Below are 17604 nucleotides of genomic sequence, written 5' to 3'. Positions count from 1 at the left end.
CGCGTCGATCCTCAGAGAGCGTTCGGCAGGGGGTCGCCCAACCACTTTTCGGAGTTCTTGCTCAGGGTGCCGTCGGCGCGGGCCGCATCGAGAAGGGCGTCGACCTTGGCCTTGAGCGCCGGCTCGTTCTTGTTGATGCCCACGTACACCGGCGAGTCCTTGAGCTTGACCTTGAGGACCGGTTCCTTGGCCGGGTTGCGCGCGCCGATCACCTTCATCACCACGCTGCCGCTGGCGATCAGCTCGGACTGCCCGGCCAGGTAGGCGGCGATGGTGGAGTTGTTGTCCTCGAAGCGCTTGATCACGCTGTCCTTCGGCGCCACGTCGGTGAGCGCCAGGTCTTCGATGGAGCCGCGCGTGACCGAGATCACCTTGCCGGCCAGCTGCTCGGGTGTGCTGATGGCGGCATCCTTGGGGCCGAAGACGCCGAGATAGAAGGGTGCATAGGGCTTGCTGAAGTCGATGACCTTTTCCCGGTCGGGATTCTTGCCCAGGCTGGAGATGACCAGGTCGACCTTGCCGGTGGTCAGGAAGGGAATGCGGTTGGTGCTGTTGACCGGGGTGACTTCCAGCTTCACGTTCAGCTTGTCCGCCATCAGTTGCGCGGTATCGATATCCAGGCCACGCGGTTTGAGATCCGGGCCGATCGAACCGAAGGGCGGGAAGTCCTGCGGAACGGCGACCTTCAATACGCCGCGCTGCTGGATGTCGGCCAGTTGATCGGCCCGGGCGGGGGTGTGCAGGGCGGTCAGGCCCAGGGCGAGCAAGGAGAGGGCGGTCCAGCGCTTGAGCATGACGAGACTCCGGAAGCAGGTTGGGATGGCTCTGCCCAGTGCATTTCATGTGCCAGCCACCTGCCGGAAGGGCGCAAGGGCCGTCAGGCCTGAGGATTGGTCTTACTGGTCTGAACAGTTGCGTTGGGCAGTCACCTGCGCTGGCGCTTGCCGTGAGCCGCTTTGGTGCGCGGCTATGGCGGCGTGCTCTGCCTTGGGGCTGCACTTGAAGTCGCTGGGAATTGGGCATAAAAGGCAAGCTTCCGGACTGACTGGCCTGACCACGCCATGCCCCTCGCTGCCACCCGCGCCGTACCCCAATATGCCGTCGACGCCATTCGCCGACTGATCGAGACCGAAGGCTATGCCCCCGGCGCGGCCTTGCCCGCGCAGCGCGAGCTGGCCGAGCGGCTGGGGGTGAGCCGCGCCTCCCTGCGCGAGGCGCTGTCCACCCTGAGCGCCCTGGGCCTGGTCAGTGTCCAGCCCGGGCGCGGCGTCTATGTGCAGGAGGCGACGGGTGCGGTGGATGGACACTGGCCCTTCGCCGACGAGGTGACGGCCGCCCACGTGTTCCAGCTGAGATTCGCCCTGGAAGGCTTCGCCGCAGGGCTGGCCGCCGTCACCCTGGGGCCCGCCGACCTGGATCGCCTGGAGGTCAACCTGGCCGCCCTGCACCGGGCGCTGCGGGCCAACGAGCTGGAGGAGGCGGCCGTGCTGGACTTCGACTTCCATCGCCAACTGCTGCTGGCGGCGGACAATCCGGCCATGCTGGCGGTGATCACCAGCAGTCCCGGACGCTTCCACGAAAGCCAGAAGCTGCCCTTCGTGCGCCCCGAGCGAGCCCTGGAAACCTGGCAGGAACACCGGCGCATCCTCAGGGCCCTGAGCCGCCGCTCGCCTGCGGCGGCGCAAAAGGCCATGCGCGAACATATCCGCAATGCAGCCCTGCGCAGTGGAACCCCCTTCACGGTCCCTGCTGTCTAAACGACGTTCCATGATTGGCTGAGCGGTGATCGACCAGGGTTGCGAAGGCCTCGGAAGCGCACCTTAACTCCGCTTTCCCAGGCCTTGCCGCCCGCTCGCCAGATTGTGAACCGCCTCTGCCATCAATGCCGGTCATAGCCACCATCAATGTTCGAATGCTTTCGAAGTGACGGCGGCAGGGCTATCATGGCCATACTTCAAGTCGCACCCGAATTCGGAGAGAGTCAATGAGCGAATACATCACCAATGTCAGCGACGCCAGCTTCGAGCAGGACGTGCTGAAGTCCGACAGCCCCGTGCTGGTCGACTACTGGGCCGAATGGTGCGGTCCGTGCAAGATGATTGCCCCGGTTCTGGACGAGATCGCCAAGGACTACCAAGGCAAGCTCAAGGTCTGCAAACTGAACATCGACGAAAACCAGGACACCCCGCCGAAGTACGGCGTGCGTGGCATCCCGACCCTGATGCTGTTCAAGAACGGCGCGGTCGAGGCCACCAAGGTCGGCGCCCTGTCCAAGTCGCAACTGGCCGCCTTCCTCGACGCCAACGTCTGAGGCAGCCAGTCGAAAGCCCCGCCATGCGGGGCTTTTTTATGCCCGGACGGCTGGACGAGTACCCATGCAAGTGCTAGATTCCAGCCACGACCCCATCAGCGGGCCGTCTTCTCATCTGCTGTAGCCGTCAGTTCTCCTCTTCGGAACGCATCCCGCGAAGCTAATCTCGCATCCGGCCGCTCAGCTCGAATCCCTCCTTCGCCTCTTCTCACGTCAACATACGTCTATGAATCTGACCGAACTCAAGCAAAAGCCCATCACGGAACTGTTGGAAATGGCGGATGCCGCGGGCTTGGAAAACATGGCCCGGTCCCGCAAGCAGGACATCATCTTTGCGCTGCTCAAGAAGCACGCCAAGGGTGGCGACGAGATTTCCGGGGATGGCGTGCTGGAGATCCTGCAGGACGGCTTCGGCTTCCTGCGTAGCGCCGACTCCTCCTACCTGGCCGGTCCCGACGACATCTATGTCTCCCCCAGCCAGATCCGCCGCTTCAACCTGCGTACCGGCGACACCATCATCGGCAAGATTCGTCCGCCGAAAGAGGGCGAGCGCTACTTCGCGCTGCTCAAGGTTGACACCATCAACTTCGACCGTCCGGAAAACGCCAAGAACAAGGTGCTGTTCGAGAACCTCACGCCCCTGTTCCCCACCAAGCGCCTGACCATGGAGGCCGGCAACGGCTCCACCGAAGACCTCACCGGTCGGGTCATCGACCTCTGCGCCCCCATCGGCAAGGGTCAGCGCGGGCTGATCGTCGCGCCGCCCAAGGCCGGCAAGACCATCATGCTGCAGAACATCGCGGCCAACATCACCCGCAACAATCCCGAGTGCTACCTCATCGTGCTGCTCATCGACGAGCGTCCCGAGGAAGTGACCGAGATGCAGCGCACCGTGCGCGGTGAAGTGGTGGCCTCCACCTTCGACGAGCCGCCGACCCGCCACGTGCAGGTCGCCGACATGGTGATCGAGAAGGCCAAGCGCCTGGTCGAGCACAAGAAGGACGTGGTCATCCTGCTGGATTCCATCACCCGTCTGGCACGGGCCTTCAACACCGTGATCCCCAGCTCCGGCAAGGTGCTCACCGGTGGTGTCGACGCCCACGCCCTGGAGAAGCCCAAGCGCTTCTTCGGCGCCGCGCGTAACATCGAGGAAGGCGGCAGCCTGACCATCATCGCTACCGCGCTGGTGGAAACCGGCTCGAAGATGGACGAGGTGATCTACGAGGAATTCAAGGGCACCGGCAACATGGAGCTGCCCCTGGAGCGTCGGATCGCCGAGAAGCGCGTCTTCCCGGCCATCAACATCAACAAGTCCGGCACCCGCCGCGAAGAGTTGCTCACCGACGAGGAAGAGCTGTCGCGCATGTGGATCCTGCGCAAGATCCTGCATCCGATGGACGAGATCGCCGGCATCGAATTCCTCCTCGACAAGTTGCGTCAGACCAAGACCAACAACGAGTTCTTCGATTCGATGAAGCGCAGCAAGTAAGGCGCAGTCGCATGCAAAGGCCGGGAAATCCCGGCCTTTGGCGTTTCTGGGCCAGTGCTTTCTCGATGCGCGACTCAGGCGGTAGACTGCCAGACTTTCCCCAGCGCCAAGAGGCCGCATGCAATATCGAGATCTGCGTGACTTCATCCGCAGCCTGGAGCAGCGTGGTGAACTGAAGCGCGTGACCGCCCCGGTCTCGCCGATCCTCGAGATAACCGAAATCTGCGACCGGACCCTGCGCAAGCAAGGCCCGGCGCTGCTGTTCGAGAATCCCGTGGGCTTCTCCATGCCCGTGCTGGGTAACCTCTTCGGTACGCCCCAGCGCGTGGCCCTGGGCATGGGCGCCGAGGACGTCGGCGCCCTGCGCGAGATCGGCAAGCTGCTGGCCTTTCTGAAGGAACCCGAGCCGCCCAAGGGCCTGAAGGACGCCTGGTCCAAGCTGCCGATCTACAAGAAGGTCATCAGCATGGCGCCCAAGGTGCTCAAGGATGCGCCCTGCCAGGAGGTGATCGAAGAGGGCGAGGCGGTCGATCTGGGCCAGTTGCCGATCCAGCACTGCTGGCCGGGCGACGTGGCGCCGCTGATCACCTGGGGCCTGACGGTTACCCGCGGCCCCAACAAGGAACGCCAGAACCTCGGCATCTATCGTCAGCAGGTCATCGGTCGCAACAAGTTGATCATGCGCTGGCTGAGTCACAGGGGCGGTGCCCTGGATTTCCGCGAGTGGTGCCAGAAGCATCCCGGCCAGCCCTACCCGGTGGCCGTGGCCCTGGGCGCCGATCCGGCCACCATCCTCGGTGCGGTCACCCCGGTACCCGATACCCTGTCCGAATACGCCTTCGCCGGCCTCCTGCGCGGCAGTCGCAGCGAACTGATCAAGTGCGTGGGCAACGACCTGCAGGTGCCGGCCAGTGCCGAGATCGTGCTGGAAGGGGTCATCCATCCGGGCGAAACCGCGCCGGAAGGGCCCTATGGCGACCACACCGGCTACTACAACGAGGTCGATACCTTCCCGGTGTTCACCGTGGAACGCATCACCCGCCGCCGCGACCCCATCTATCACAGCACCTACACCGGGCGGCCGCCGGACGAGCCGGCCATCCTCGGCGTGGCGCTCAACGAAGTCTTCGTGCCCATCCTGCAAAAGCAGTTTCCGGAGATCGTCGACTTCTACCTGCCGCCGGAAGGCTGCTCCTACCGCATGGCGGTGGTGACCATCAAGAAGCAGTACCCCGGCCATGCCAAGCGGGTGATGCTGGGCGTCTGGTCGTTCCTGCGGCAGTTCATGTACACCAAGTTCGTGATCGTCACCGACGACGACATCAATGCCCGCGACTGGAACGACGTCATCTGGGCGGTCACCACGCGCATGGATCCCAAGCGCGACACCGTGATGATCGACAACACTCCCATCGACTACCTGGACTTCGCCTCGCCGATCTCCGGCCTGGGCTCGAAGATGGGCCTGGATGCCACCCACAAGTGGCCGGGCGAGACCACCCGCGAATGGGGACGGGTGATCGTCAAGGACGAAGCGGTGGTCAAACGGGTGGACGAGATGTGGTCCAGTCTCGGGATCGATTAACGGAGACGACGATGAAGGTCACCCTGCAGCCCTCGGGTGCGGTACTGGAAACCCAGCCCGGCGAAGCCATCCTGGCCGCCGCGCAGCGCCTCGGCTACAGCGGGCCGCACAGCTGCCGCAACGGCAATTGCCAGCTCTGCGCCGCGCTGCTGGTGGAGGGGCAGGTCACCCAGCATGGAAAGACCGCCGATCATGGCGAAATCTATGTCTGCGTGGCCGTACCCCTGAGCGACTGCCTGCTGCAGTGGGACGGCGTCCTGGCGCCTGGCGAATTGCCGGTGCGCCAGCTGGCCTGCCAGGTGGTGGCCCTGGACGATGTGGGGGGCGATGTCCGTCGGGTGCGCCTGCGTGCTCCAGCCGGGCGGCCGCCGCGCTATCACGCCGGCCAGTACCTGCTGATCCAGCGCGACGACGGCAAGCAATCGGCCTTTTCCCTGGCCTCAGCGCCGCACCAGGGGCGTGAGCTGGAATTGCACGTGTTGGCCCGCGAGGCCAGCAGCCAGGCGCTGCTGGCGCAACTCGAAACCAAGGGCATGGCCCAGGTCGAGCTGCCCTATGGCGACGCCCACCTGGCCGAATTGCCCGACGGCCCCCTGGTACTGATCGCCGCCGGGACCGGCATGGCGCAGATGCACAGCCTGATCGAGGACGCCCGCACCCGGGGTTTCGTCCAGCCGGTGCACCTCTACTGGGGGGTGCGGACGCCGGACGACTTCTATGCCATCGAGGCCTGGGACGCCTGGGCGGAGCTGCCCAATCTCGTTCTGAACCGGGTGGTGAGCGATGCCTGTGGCTGGGAAGGGCGCTGCGGTCTGCTGCACGAGGTGGTGCGTGCGGATTTCGCCGACCTGGACGGCCTGCACGTCTACGCCAGCGGCTCGCCGGCGATGGTCTATGCCACCCTGGACGCCCTGGTGGACGCCGGCATGGACGCGCACCAGATGCGCGCCGACGTCTTCGCCTACGCGCCGCGGGGGTGAGCCTGTCGCGGCCATGGCGCGGCCGCGATGAATACGGCCGTAGGGTGGAAAAACCGCGTAGCGTTTTCCACCTTGAGCCTCGGTGGATGAGGCTACGCCGTCATCCACGCCACGGGGATCGTGTCCAAGCTCAGCGCGCCGACTTGGCCACCATGCCGGTGTGTCTCAGGGTCATCGCCAGGAAGACGATGGCCAGGACGCAGGAGCCGATCAACAGCATGAAGCCGCCATCCCAGCCGAAGTGGTCCACGGTGTAGCCGACCAGGGCGTTGGCCGCGACCGAGCCACCCAGGTAGCCGAACAGTCCGGTGAAGCCCGCGGCGGTGCCAGCGGCCTTCTTGGGTACCAGCTCCAGCGCCTGCAGGCCGATCAGCATCACCGGGCCGTAGATCAGGAAACCGATGGATACCAGGGCCGCCAGGTCGATGCCGGGATTGCCTTCCGGGTTGAGCCAGTAGACCAGGGTGGCGACCAGCACGCCGAGCATGAACACCACGCCGGTGGCGCCGCGGTTGCCGCGGAACAGCTTGTCCGAGAGCCAGCCGCAGAGCAGGGTGCCGGGGATGCCCGCCCATTCGTAGAAGAAGTAGGCCCAGGAGGTCTTGTCCACCGAGAAGTGCTTGGCTTCCTTGAGGTAGGTGGGGGCCCAGTCCAGCACGCCATAGCGCAGCAGATAGACGAAGACGTTGGCAAAGGCGATGTACCAGAGCAGGCGATTCTTCAGTACGTACTCGACGAAGATCTCCTTGGTGGAGAATTCGCGTTCGTGACCTTCGCTGTAGCCCTCGGGGAAGTCCTGTTTCCAGTGTTCCACCGATGGCAGGCCGCAGGACTGCGGGGTGTCGCGCATGGCGATGAAGGCGAAGGCCGCCACCGCCAGGGCAACCACGGCCGGGACATAGAAGGCGGCGTGCCAGTCGTTGAACCAGGCCAGGCCGAGCAGGAACAGCGGGCCGATCAAGCCGCCGCCGACGTTGTGGGCGACGTTCCACACCGAGACCACCCCGCCACGCTCCTTCTGCGACCACCAGTGCACCATGGTGCGACCGCTGGGCGGCCAGCCCATGCCCTGGAACCAGCCGTTGAGGAACAGCAGGACGAACATGATGCTGACACTGGAGGTGGCCCAGGGCGCGAATCCGAACAGCAGCATCACCAACGCCGACATCACCAGCCCGAAAGGCAGGAAGTAGCGCGGATTGGAGCGGTCCGAGACCAGCCCCATGAGGAACTTGGACAGGCCGTAGGCGATGGCTACCGCGGACAGCGCCACCCCCAGTTCGCCCCGGCTGTAGCCTTGCTCAACCAGGTAGGGCATGGCCAGCGAGAAGTTCTTGCGCAGCAGGTAGTAGCCGGCGTAACCGATGAAGATCCCGGCGAAGATCTGCCAGCGGAGGCGGCGGTAGACGGGGTCGATGCGATCGGCGGGCAGCGGCGTGCGATGGGCCGCAGGGGCAAAGATTCCAAGCATGGGAGCCTCGGTATTGTTATAGGTATTAATCGAAAGCGAACATTCCAGGTTCGTTTTCGAATATTACAATGATATTACAGCCTGCACAGGCTTTTCCGCCCTGTGGCAGCGAGCGCCCGGATTCCCCCTTGATCTGTACGGGTTGCGCGCCTAGGGTGGCGCGTCTTTGCTGCCGTTTTCACGAGTCGTCATGCCTGCCTGGAAAGTCCTGTCCTCCCGCGCCCTGACCCTGGCCACCGCCCTGTTCGAACGCTATCCGCGGCTGATCGCCCTGGCCGGCTTCATCTCGGGGATCTGCAGTTTCCTGCTGGTGGACCGGCAGAAGGGCTTCGCCCCGGTGATGGCCGTGGTCATGCTGGCGAGCTGGGTCTGGCTGATGCTGGAAAACGTGCTGCGGGGCTGGGTCAGCCGGCGCTTCGGCTGGGAGTTGCCGCCACCGCTGCTGCGCTACGCCACCCAGCTGATCCACCAGGAAAGCCTGTTCTTCTGCCTGCCGTTCTTTGCCATCACCACGGCCTGGAACAGTGGCCAGGCGCTATTCACCGGGTTGATCGGCGCGGCCGCGCTGGTCTCCATCATCGATCCGCTCTACTACAAGGCCCTGGCGCCGCGGCGCTGGGTCTTTCTCAGCTACCACACCCTGACGCTGTTCGCGGTGCTGCTCACGGCGCTGCCGATCATCCTGCACCTGACCACCACCCAGAGCTACGAACTGGCCCTGAGCGTCGCCGTGCTGCTGTCCTTTCCCAGTCTGGCGGTGGCCTTCCGGGTACGCCTGGGCTGGCGCTGGCTGGGACTGCTGGGCCTGTGCCTGGCCATCGGCGTCTTCGGCTGGCTGGGTCGTGCCTGGGTGCCGCCGGCCACCCTGTGGCTGACCGACATGGGCATGAGCACCAACTTCGACAGCCTCAAGCGCCAGCCGGGCGATGCGGTGAAGAGCCTGAGCAGCACCCAGCTGCGTGCCCAGGGGCTCTATGCCTTCACCGCCATCAATGCGCCGCGCGGCCTGAACGAGCGCATCTACCATGTCTGGCGCCATGCCGGTCAGGAGGTGGATCGGATTCCCCTGGATATCAGCGGCGGTCGCGAGGCCGGTTATCGCGCCTGGACCCACAAGCAGAACTTCCCCGGCGACGTGACCGGCCGTTGGCAGGTGCAAGTGGTGACGGACGTCGGCCAGGTGATCGGAACCCTCAGGTTCGAGGTGACCCCTTGAATCCCGCTGGCTATGCTGCAGCCATCCACCCTCTAGAGGATTCGCCGTGAAAGCCGTCGCTGCCGTTTTGTTGTCCTTCTGCCTGGCCTTCACTGCCTGGGCGAACGAAGAGAAGAAGGAAGGGGAGGCACCCAAGACCGAGTTCTACAACCTGACTCCGGCCCTGGTCGGCAACTATGGCAGCGGTCCCAAGCTCAAGTACTACAAGGCCGACATCGCCCTGATGATGACCGGCAAGGAGGCCAAGGATAAGGTGGAGTTCCACGAGCCGCTGATCCGCAATCAGCTGGTGATGCTCTTCGCCCAGCAGACGGACGAGACCCTGGCCGGCGTGGAAGCCCGCGAGAAACTGCGCCAGGAAGCCCTCAAGCAGGTGCAGAGCGTCCTCACCCAGGAGGAAGGCAAGCCTCTGGTGGAAGACCTGCTGTTCAACAACCTGATCATCCAGCCCTGACGTAGACGGTCAGCCGCGGGCCGCGGCGACGATCGCCGCCCACTCCTCTGCGCTGACCGGCATCACCGACAGGCGATTGCCCTTGCGCAGCAGGGCGAAGTCGGCGAGTGCCGGCAACTGGCGCAGGCGCGGCAGGGTCAGGACCCGCGGAAAGGCCTCGACGAAGGCTACCTGGCGCGCTGTCCAGGGATTGTCTTCGGCGCTGGCCTTGGGCGCATGGTAGGGGCTTTCGGGATCCAGGGCGGTGGGGTCCGCGAAGGCTTCGCCGACGATGCGGCCGATGCCGGCGATGCCCGGTTCGGCGCAACTCGAATGATGAAAGAAGAACAGCTCGTCGGGTGCCATGGCGCGCAGGAAGTTACGCGCCTGGTAATTGCGCACTCCATCCCAGCGCGCCTGGCCCAGGCGTTCCAGGGCGGTTAGCGAGAACTCATCGGGCTCGGATTTCAACAGCCAGCAGGCCACGGTTCGTCTCCTGACGAATGGAGGCTCGGGAGCTTCCAGGAAAGGGTCTGGTCGATTGCAAGGGGCGACCGCTTGTCGCAGAATGCCGCGCATTCCGGATGTAGTCTGATCGTACGCGCTGAGCATAACAGGGCGACGTCCTGTCCTGCCCAAAGGTGCCAGCAAGGGGGTGGCCCAGCTCGATGAAACGCAAACCTGATTTGTTGTGGGTGCTGGTCCTGATCTTCACCCTGGGCGTGGTCACCACTGGGTACACCCAGAGTTTCTGGGAACAGCGCCAGAGCCAGCAGCAGTACGCCCGCTATGCCAGCGACGCTCAGCCGACGCGGGAAGTCTCTCCCATCCGCTGAGCGTACCAGTCGCCATCGCTCACCACGGCCGCCATGGGCACGTCCCAGGCCGCCAGTGCCAGCCGTTTCACCTTCTGACATTCATGGGCGCAGCCGATCAACTGCGGACTGTGCCATTGCCGTCGGCGCGCCAGGTAAGCCAGGTTGCGGTCGTAGAAGCCCTTGCCCATGCCCAGGCGTCCGCCCTGGGGATCGAAGCCTACCAGCGGCATCAGGATCAGATCCAGGGCCCAGGTCGGCCGACCCAGGCGGCGATCCGGGCGTGGCTCGGCGATGCCGAAGCGGTTGCGCACCCAGGATTCGCCGTGCCCGACCCGCTGAAAGATCATCGCCGTCCGCGGCCAGCGCGAGAGCACCGGCAGGTAGGTCGCCTTGCCACGGCGCTGGGCTTCTTCGAGCAGTGGACGCGGATCGATTTCGCCATCGCTGGGCAGATAGAAGGCGATATGCCGGGCACGGCGGAACAGCGGGTGCTGGGCGAGTTGCCGATAGAGCTGGCGGGCGGCCTGGCGTTGCTGGACGGCGGTGAGGGCGCGACGTCGCTGGCGGAGGAGCTTGCGTAGCGCGGGCCTGCTGAGATCGGGGGAAGGCGGGGTGGTCATGAAGGAAATGAGCTCTCCGGAATGCCGCTGCCGGTGTAGCCCTTGAACCCTTGGTTCAAGGTGGGAGAAGTCGTAGACCTTTAGGCTTTCCGCCGTAGCGGACATGCACACCAGCCTTACGAGCAACCCCCGGGGTGTTGCTTATCGGCTCGGGGACATGACCGACTGGCGCACACACCAGAGAGTGACCTCCAGTATACGCCCCTGAGCCGGGATGCAAACCCCCACCTATCTAAGCTCGTCGGTCAGGCGGTGGTGTCGTGTTCGGTGATCAGCGCCCGGTCGACGCGATCCAGCAGGTCGCGGACCCGCTCGCGGGTGCTGCTGACTTCCAGGCTGACGTCGTCCTGACGGTGCAGCAGTTCGTGGGTGATGTTGAGGGCGGCCATCACGGCCACGCGGTCGGCGCCGATGACCTTGCCGCTGCCGCGGATCTCGCGCATCTTGCCGTCCAGGTAGCGAGCGGTGCTCTCCAGGTTGGCGCGCTCGTCAGCCGGGCAGCTGATGCGATATTCCTTTTCCAGTATCTGGACGGTCACGGTCTCGATGCTCATGAGTCCTGCTCCAAGGCTTTCAGGCGTAAAATCATCGCTTCGACCTTCGATCTGGCCAATTCGTTCTTCTCGATCAACTCGGCGCGCTCCTGGCGCCAGTTGCGCTCGCCCTGGCGCAGTTGTCGATTCTGCCGCTGCAATTCCTCAAGACGCAGGAGCAGGCGCTCCACACGGTCACCGAGGGCTTCCAGATCGGCGTCGAGGGGCGTGTCGCGAGACTCGCGCATGAGGGCTACAGCTCCAGAAGGGTGCAACGAGATTGGCCGCCGGCGGGGTCAGCGCGTAGGATAAGGCTTCATTCTAGCCAGCGCCTCCCCTCGACGCCATGTCCAGCTCAGCATCCGCCTACGCCGCCTTCGCCACCCTGCTCGCCGAGGCCGCTCTGCCGGTCTCGCCCGCCGAACTCCACGGTCACCTGCTCGGGCGGGTCTGCGGGGGCGCGGGCTTCGACGAGAACGACTGGCTGGCCGCGGCCAGCGAGCTGCTCGGTGGCGCGCCGGGCGAGCGTCTGCAGGCGGCGCTGTCGGGGCTGCTGGGCATGGTGCAGCAGGAATTCGCCGGCCAGCAGGTGGCCCTGGTGCTGATGCTGCCGCCGGACGAGGTGACCCTCGCCGAGCGCACCGCCGCGCTGGGCCAGTGGTGCCAGGGCTTCCTGGCCGGTTTCGGGCTGTCCGGGCGCACCGGCGAGGTCTCCGGCGAGGCGCGCGAGGTGCTCGAAGACCTGGCGGCCATCGCCCAGATCCAGGAGCCCGCCGAAGAGGGCGAAGAGGGCGAGAACGACTTCATGGAAGTCACCGAATACCTGCGCGTCGCCCCGCTGCTGCTCTATGGCGAATACGGCCGTGGTCCCACTCCCGAACCTGCGCCCGTGGTGCACTGAGCGGCCATGCCGCGGATCCACAAGGCCGAATTCGCCCGTCGCCGCCGCGCCCTGATGGCCGAGATCGGCCACGGCGGCATCGCCCTGCTGCCCGCCGCGCCGGTGTGCCTGCGCAATCGCGACATCGAGCAGCCCTATCGCCAGGACAGCGATTTCCAGTACCTCACCGGTTTTCCCGAACCCGAGGCCCTGGCCGTGCTGATTCCCGGCCGGGCCCACGGTGAATACCTGCTGTTCTGCCGCGAGCGGGACGCGGAGCTGGAGCGCTGGGAGGGTCGGCGCGCCGGTCAGGAAGGCGCACTGGCCGACTATGGCGCGGACGATGCCTTTCCCATCGGCGATCTGGACGACATCCTGCCCGGGCTGCTGGAAGGGCGCGAGCGGGTCTACTACGCCATGGGCGCCCATCCGGAATTCGAGCGGCAACTGCTCAACTGGATCGAACTGATCCGCGCCAAGGCCGACCAGGGCGCCTCGCCGCCGCGGGAACTCCTGGCGCTGGATACCCTGTTGCACGACAGCCGGCTGTACAAGTCGGCCGCCGAGGTGCGCCTGCTCAAGGCCGCCGCCGAATTGACCTGCGCCGCCCACCTGCGCGCCATCCAGGCCTGCCGGCCGGGGCTGCGTGAGTATCACCTGGAGGCGGAGCTGGACTACTGCTTCCGCCAGGGTGGTGCCCGGCTGGCGGCCTATGGCTCCATCGTCGCCGCCGGAGCCAATGCCTGCGTCATGCACTACCAGGCCAACGATGCGCCCCTGCGCGACGGCGACCTGGTACTGATCGATGCCGGATGCGAGCTGGAATGCTATGCCAGCGACGTGACCCGCACCTTTCCGGTCAATGGCCGCTTCTCGCCGGAGCAGCGGCAGCTGTACGACATCGTGCTGGCCGCCAACCAGGCCGCCATCGCCTGCGTGGCGCCCGGACGGCACTGGAACGAACCCCACGAAGCCACGGTCAGGGTGATCACCGAGGGGCTGCTCGCCCTGGGCCTGCTCCAGGGCGAACTGGACGCGCTGATCGAGGCGGGCGCCTGTCGCCAGTTCTACATGCACCGCGCCGGTCACTGGCTGGGGCTGGATGTCCATGACGTCGGCGAATACCGCATCGGCGATCAGTGGCGGATGCTGGAGCCCGGCATGGTACTGACCGTTGAGCCCGGACTCTACATCCCTCCGGAGGCCGAGGTGCCGCGCAAATGGCGCGGCCTGGGCCTCCGCATCGAGGACGAGGTGCTGGTGACGCGCTGTGGTCGCGAGGTGCTGACCGCCGGCCTGCCCAAGGCGGCCGCGGAGATCGAAGGCTTGATGGCGGCCGCGCGCGACCGCCGGGAGAACGCTCATGCAACGTCCTGATATCGCCATCATCGGTGGCGGCCTGGTGGGCGCCAGTCTGGCCCTGGCCCTGCAGGCCGGGGCCAAGGCGCGCGGCTGGCGCATCCTGCTGGTGGAGCCCTTCGCTCCCGGCGACACCTATCAGCCCAGCTACGATGCCCGCTCCTCGGCACTGTCCTATGGCTCGCGGCTGATCTACCAGCGCCTCGGCGTCTGGGACGCCCTGGCCGAGCATGCCGAGGCGATCCGCGAGATCCAGGTCTCCGATCAGGGCCGCTTCGGCGTGACCCAGCTGCTCGCCCGCGACGAGCACCTGCCGGCGCTGGGCTATGTGGTGGAGAACGCCTGGATCGGCCAGGTGCTCTGGCAGGCCCTGGATCGCGAGGTGGTGGAATGGCGCTGCCCGGCCGAGGTACGCAGGCTCACCGCCGTTGCCGACGGCTATCGCCTGGAGCTGGATGATGGCGACATCCTCGAATGCGGCCTGGCGGTGCTCGCCGACGGCGGCCGCTCGGCGCTGCGCGAAGCCCTCGGCATCGAGGTGCGGCGGACGGTCTATGAGCAGACCGCGCTGATCGCCAACGTCTCGACCAATCTCGGCCATGGCGGTCGCGCTTTCGAGCGTTTCACCCCCCACGGCCCCCTGGCGCTGCTGCCCCTGCCGGGTCAGCGCAGTGCCCTGGTCTGGACCCAGCCGGACGGCGAGGCCCTGCGGCTGCAACAGGCGCCCGATGCCGTCTTTCTCGCCGAATTGCAGCAGGCGGTGGGCTATCGCCTGGGCAGCTTCACCCAGGTCGGCACCCGCCATGCCTATCCGCTGACCCTGCTGGAAGCCAACGAGCAGGTCCGCCCGCACCTGGTGGTCCTGGGCAATGCCGCCCACAGCCTGCACCCCATCGCCGGCCAGGGCTTCAACCTGTCCTTGCGCGATGTCGACAGCCTGGCCGAATGCCTGCTGGAAAGCGCCGCGGCGCCCGGCGATTTCGCCACCCTGCAGGACTACCTGCAGCGCCAGCGTCTGGACCAGCAGCTGACCATCGGCTTTTCCGATCGCATCACCCGGCTGTTCTCCAACAGCCGGCTCTGGCTCAGTGCCGGACGCAACCTGGGCCTGGTCGGCCTGGAGCTGTGCCCGCCGGCCAAGAGCGCCTTCGCCCGCCAGGCCATGGGCCTGGGTACCCGTCCCTGACCTGCGAGGAGAAACGAGCATGCTGACCCATGCGGATCTGGTGATCGTCGGTGCCGGCATGGTCGGCAGCGCCCTGGCCCTGGCCCTGGCCGACAACGGCCTGTCGGTGGTGCTGCTCGACCGCGGCACTCTCGAGCCTGGCGCCACCGAGGCCGACCTGCCCTTCGAACCCCGGGTCAGCGCCCTGTCGCTGGCCAGTCAACGCATCCTGCAGCGCCTCGGTGCCTGGGACGGCATCCTCGCGCGGCGTGTCAGTCCCTACCAGGCGATGCACGTCTGGGACGGCTCCGGCACCGGCGCCGTGCATTTCGATGCCGCCAGCGTGCACGCCGAGGTGCTCGGCCACATCGTCGAGAATCGCGTGGTGCAGGACGCCCTGCTCGAACGCCTGGCCGAGGCCAACGTCCTGCTCCTGCCCGAGGCGCGCCTGGAGTTGCTGCGCCGCTCCGGCGACCAATGGCTGGTGCAACTGGCCGGCGACCGCCAGATCCGGGCACCCCTGGTGGTGGCCGCCGATGGCGCCACCTCCGCCGTGCGCCGTCTGGCCGGTCTGGAAACCCGCGAGTGGGACTACCTGCACCATGCCATCGTCACCAGTGTGCGCTGTGCCGAATCGCACCAGCGCACCGCCTGGCAGAGGTTCACCGATGACGGTCCGCTGGCCTTCCTGCCGCTGGACCGCGGTGGCGATACCCGCTGGTGCTCCATCGTCTGGTCCTGCACGCCCAAGCAGGGCGAGCGGCTGATGGCACTGGACGACGCGGCCTTCTGCCAAGCCCTGGGCGAGGCCTTCGAGCATCGGCTGGGCAAGGTGGAATGCAGCGACACGCGGCTGTGCATCCCGCTGCGCCAGCGTCATGCCAAGCGCTATGTGGAACCCGGCCTGGCCTTGATCGGCGATGCCGCCCACGTCATCCACCCGCTGGCTGGACAGGGCGTCAACCTGGGCTTTCTCGACGCCGCGGTACTGGCCGAAGAGTTGCGCCATGCCCAGGCACGCGGTGAATCCATCGCCGAACAACGGGTGCTGGAGCGCTACGAGCGCCGGCGCATGCCGCACAACCTGGCGATGATGGCGGCGATGGAAGGCTTCCAGCGGCTGTTCCAGGATGATCGTCTGCCGCTGCGCTGGCTGCGCAACGCCGCACTGAAGCAGGTCGATCGCCATTTCGAGGCCAAGGCACTGTTCGTCCGTCGTGCCCTGGGCCTGTCCGGCGATGTGCCGGAACTGGCCAAAGTAGTGGCCTGACGGCCTCAGGCGTCGCCCAACGACCCGGCCAGCGCCAGCACCTGCTGCCGCCATTCGGCCTCGCGCGGCAGGGCGAGGAAGTGCGGGTTGAGAAAGGACTCGCGCATCTCGTACGTAAGGGGCTGGCCGTCCAGGGTCAGGACCTCGCCGCCGGCGCCTTCCAGCACGCCCTGGGCGGCGGCGGTGTCCCACTGGGAAGTGGGGGCGAGCCGGGGATAGAAGTCGGCCAGGCCTTCGGCCAGGAGGCAGAACTTGAGCGAGCTGCCGACGCTGACCCGCTTGGGTTCGCCTACCAAGGTGCTCAGTCCGTCCAGCAGGCGTTCCTGCGCCGGACTGCCGTGGCGGCGGCTGGCGACCACGGTGAAGGCGTCTTCCGGTTGGATGCGCACGCCGATCTCGATGCCGTCTTCGCCCTGGATGCGGAACGCACCCAGTTCGCGGCCGCCGCTGAAGCAGACGTCACGGGTGGGGATGCCGACCACGCCGAAGATCACCTGGCCACGCTCGACCAGGGCCACGTTGACGGTGAATTCCTCGCTGCCATCGATGAATTCCTTGGTGCCGTCCAGGGGGTCGACCACCCACCAGACGTCCCAGGCGCTGCGTGCCGCGAAGGGAATGTCGCAGGCCTCTTCCGACAGCACCGGTACGTCTGGGGTCAGGCGCGCCAGGCCTTCGGCCAGCACCCGGTGGGCGGCGAGGTCGGCGGCGGTCACCGGCGAGTCGTCGCTCTTCTGCCGCACTGCCACGCCCTGACGCCAATGGGGCAGGATGGCCGCGCCGGCCTGGCGCACCAGGTCGACGACGTTGAGCACCAGCGGAGCGGTAATGGAAACGGGCGCCATCATGCCGGCAATTCTCCGCGTTGGGTGAGCAGGTCGCGCACCAGATAGAGGGCGGCTAGGGCACGGCCTTCGGAAAAGCGCGGATTCTGCACCAGCTGCGACAGCTCGCGCAGGTCGACGCTGCTGACCTCGAGGGGCTCGGGTTCGTCACCGGGCAGGCGCTCGGGGTAGAGGTCGCGGGCCAGCACGACGTGGATACGCTGGCTCATGTAGCCCGGGCTCAGCGACAGCGCGGTGAGGTATTCCAGCTGGTGCGCGCCGAAACCCGCCTCTTCCTTGAGTTCGCGATTGGCGGCGTCGAGGATCTCCTCGCCCGGCTCCACCAGGCCCTTGGGCAGCGACAGTTCGTAGTCTTCCACGCCGCCGCAGTATTCCTCGATGAGCAGGGCGCGGGTGGCGTCCTGCAGGGCCACCACCATCACCGCGCCGTGGCCGGTACCCTTGTTGGCCAGGCGCTCGTAGGTGCGCTCCTCGCCGTTGGCGAAGCGCAACTGCATCTCCTCGACGGTGAACAGACGGCTCTTGGCCACGATCTGTCGGGCGAGAACAGTGGGTTTCTGGCGCATGGGCGGCTCCTGGGCTGGGCGGACGGGTATGATAACCCGCCTGTTACATGATCCGGAGTCACC

General features: G+C 66.3%; 20 protein-coding genes and 1 other RNA gene. 12 read left to right on the top strand and 9 right to left on the bottom strand.

The genetic code is table 11. The annotated features are described in order from the left end of the window. Positions 1-11: 11 nt before the first annotated feature. Positions 12-794 carry a transporter substrate-binding domain-containing protein gene (locus RCF34_RS11895; RefSeq protein WP_308708353.1) on the bottom strand — a complete coding sequence of 261 codons (783 nt, stop codon included), beginning with the start codon at positions 792-794 and terminating at the stop codon, positions 12-14. A gap of 267 nt (positions 795-1061) precedes the next feature. On the opposite strand from RCF34_RS11895, the gene RCF34_RS11890 reads away from it, so the two are divergent. From RCF34_RS11890 to RCF34_RS11870, 5 genes are all read left to right on the top strand, one after another. Continuing rightward, the gene (locus RCF34_RS11890; protein ID WP_308708352.1) at positions 1062-1757 is read left to right on the top strand and encodes a FadR/GntR family transcriptional regulator; all 696 of its coding nucleotides are present in this window, start codon (positions 1062-1064) and stop codon (positions 1755-1757) included. 227 nt (positions 1758-1984) lie between these two features. After that, complete coding sequence (trxA, locus tag RCF34_RS11885; RefSeq protein WP_017639417.1) at positions 1985-2311, top strand: thioredoxin TrxA; 327 nt, start codon at positions 1985-1987, stop codon at positions 2309-2311. A 226-nt stretch (positions 2312-2537) separates the two neighbouring features. Continuing rightward, positions 2538-3800: a transcription termination factor Rho gene (rho, locus tag RCF34_RS11880; RefSeq protein WP_059316550.1), complete on the top strand. Its 1263-nt coding sequence runs from the start codon at positions 2538-2540 to the stop codon at positions 3798-3800. 118 nt (positions 3801-3918) lie between these two features. Then, on the top strand, positions 3919-5385 hold the full coding sequence (gene ubiD, locus RCF34_RS11875; RefSeq protein ID WP_308708351.1) for a 4-hydroxy-3-polyprenylbenzoate decarboxylase: 1467 nt from the start codon (positions 3919-3921) through the stop codon (positions 5383-5385). An 11-nt stretch (positions 5386-5396) separates the two neighbouring features. Next, a complete protein-coding gene (locus RCF34_RS11870; RefSeq protein WP_308708350.1) occupies positions 5397-6365 on the top strand; it encodes a CDP-6-deoxy-delta-3,4-glucoseen reductase in 969 nt (322 codons plus the stop codon). A gap of 130 nt (positions 6366-6495) precedes the next feature. Here the strand turns inward: RCF34_RS11870 and glpT are convergent, their stop codons facing one another. Further along, a complete protein-coding gene (gene glpT / locus RCF34_RS11865; RefSeq protein WP_183631747.1) occupies positions 6496-7836 on the bottom strand; it encodes a glycerol-3-phosphate transporter in 1341 nt (446 codons plus the stop codon). 190 nt (positions 7837-8026) lie between these two features. Between glpT and RCF34_RS11860 the strand changes: the two genes are divergently transcribed. Beyond that, a complete protein-coding gene (locus tag RCF34_RS11860; protein WP_308708349.1) occupies positions 8027-9052 on the top strand; it encodes a DUF5924 family protein in 1026 nt (341 codons plus the stop codon). Between the two features lie 46 nt (positions 9053-9098). After that, positions 9099-9506, top strand: a complete 408-nt coding sequence (locus tag RCF34_RS11855) for a flagellar basal body-associated protein FliL (RefSeq protein WP_308708348.1) — start codon at positions 9099-9101, stop codon at positions 9504-9506. Between the two features lie 9 nt (positions 9507-9515). Here the strand turns inward: RCF34_RS11855 and RCF34_RS11850 are convergent, their stop codons facing one another. Then, entirely contained in the window at positions 9516-9971 is a 456-nt protein-coding gene (locus tag RCF34_RS11850) for an EVE domain-containing protein (protein ID WP_308708347.1), read from the bottom strand. Between the two features lie 182 nt (positions 9972-10153). Here RCF34_RS11850 and RCF34_RS11845 point away from each other — a divergent pair, with 182 nt between their 5' ends. Then, positions 10154-10321 (top strand): hypothetical protein, encoded by a 168-nt coding sequence (locus tag RCF34_RS11845; protein WP_308708346.1) that lies wholly within the window; start codon positions 10154-10156, stop codon positions 10319-10321. Here RCF34_RS11845 and RCF34_RS11840 read toward each other — a convergent pair. The 4 genes from RCF34_RS11840 to RCF34_RS11825 all read right to left on the bottom strand — a co-directional run bounded on the left by RCF34_RS11840 (position 10288) and on the right by RCF34_RS11825 (position 11704). After that, a complete protein-coding gene (locus RCF34_RS11840; protein ID WP_308708345.1) occupies positions 10288-10923 on the bottom strand; it encodes a 5-formyltetrahydrofolate cyclo-ligase in 636 nt (211 codons plus the stop codon). The genes RCF34_RS11845 and RCF34_RS11840 overlap by 34 nt on opposite strands. 9 nt (positions 10924-10932) lie before the next feature. Beyond that, positions 10933-11110: non-coding RNA, 6S RNA (gene ssrS, locus RCF34_RS11835), on the bottom strand. 58 nt (positions 11111-11168) lie between these two features. Next, positions 11169-11477, bottom strand: a complete 309-nt coding sequence (locus RCF34_RS11830; RefSeq protein WP_007161335.1) for a cell division protein ZapA — start codon at positions 11475-11477, stop codon at positions 11169-11171. Next, positions 11474-11704, bottom strand: coding sequence for a TIGR02449 family protein (locus RCF34_RS11825; protein ID WP_007161334.1), 231 nt, complete (start codon positions 11702-11704; stop codon positions 11474-11476). Before RCF34_RS11825 ends, RCF34_RS11830 begins: the two co-directional genes overlap by 4 nt. Before the next feature lie 98 nt (positions 11705-11802). Between RCF34_RS11825 and RCF34_RS11820 the strand changes: the two genes are divergently transcribed. From RCF34_RS11820 to RCF34_RS11805, 4 genes are read left to right on the top strand one after another with little or no spacing between them, the layout of a single operon-like run. Next, entirely contained in the window at positions 11803-12357 is a 555-nt protein-coding gene (locus RCF34_RS11820) for a UPF0149 family protein (RefSeq protein WP_308708344.1), read from the top strand. Between the two features lie 6 nt (positions 12358-12363). Beyond that, positions 12364-13713 carry a Xaa-Pro aminopeptidase gene (gene pepP / locus RCF34_RS11815; RefSeq protein ID WP_308708343.1) on the top strand — a complete coding sequence of 450 codons (1350 nt, stop codon included), beginning with the start codon at positions 12364-12366 and terminating at the stop codon, positions 13711-13713. Continuing rightward, positions 13700-14881 carry a 2-octaprenyl-6-methoxyphenyl hydroxylase gene (gene ubiH, locus RCF34_RS11810; protein ID WP_308708342.1) on the top strand — a complete coding sequence of 394 codons (1182 nt, stop codon included), beginning with the start codon at positions 13700-13702 and terminating at the stop codon, positions 14879-14881. The genes pepP and ubiH overlap by 14 nt, the downstream gene beginning before the upstream one ends. A gap of 19 nt (positions 14882-14900) precedes the next feature. Beyond that, positions 14901-16130: a 2-octaprenyl-3-methyl-6-methoxy-1,4-benzoquinol hydroxylase gene (locus RCF34_RS11805; protein ID WP_308708341.1), complete on the top strand. Its 1230-nt coding sequence runs from the start codon at positions 14901-14903 to the stop codon at positions 16128-16130. 5 nt (positions 16131-16135) lie between these two features. Here the strand turns inward: RCF34_RS11805 and cysQ are convergent, their stop codons facing one another. Both cysQ and nudE read right to left on the bottom strand, forming a co-directional pair. Then, positions 16136-16978: a 3'(2'),5'-bisphosphate nucleotidase CysQ gene (gene cysQ / locus RCF34_RS11800; RefSeq protein ID WP_308708340.1), complete on the bottom strand. Its 843-nt coding sequence runs from the start codon at positions 16976-16978 to the stop codon at positions 16136-16138. Further along, positions 16975-17541 (bottom strand): ADP compounds hydrolase NudE, encoded by a 567-nt coding sequence (gene nudE / locus RCF34_RS11795; protein ID WP_059316538.1) that lies wholly within the window; start codon positions 17539-17541, stop codon positions 16975-16977. Before nudE ends, cysQ begins: the two co-directional genes overlap by 4 nt. Positions 17542-17604 lie beyond the last annotated feature (63 nt).

Source organism: Pseudomonas sp. 102515, assembly GCF_031085165.1.
Classification (GTDB): Bacteria; Pseudomonadota; Gammaproteobacteria; order Pseudomonadales; family Pseudomonadaceae; genus Chryseomonas.
Note: the sequence above shows the minus strand (reverse complement) of the source record. Positions and strands in the feature narration are given on the sequence as shown.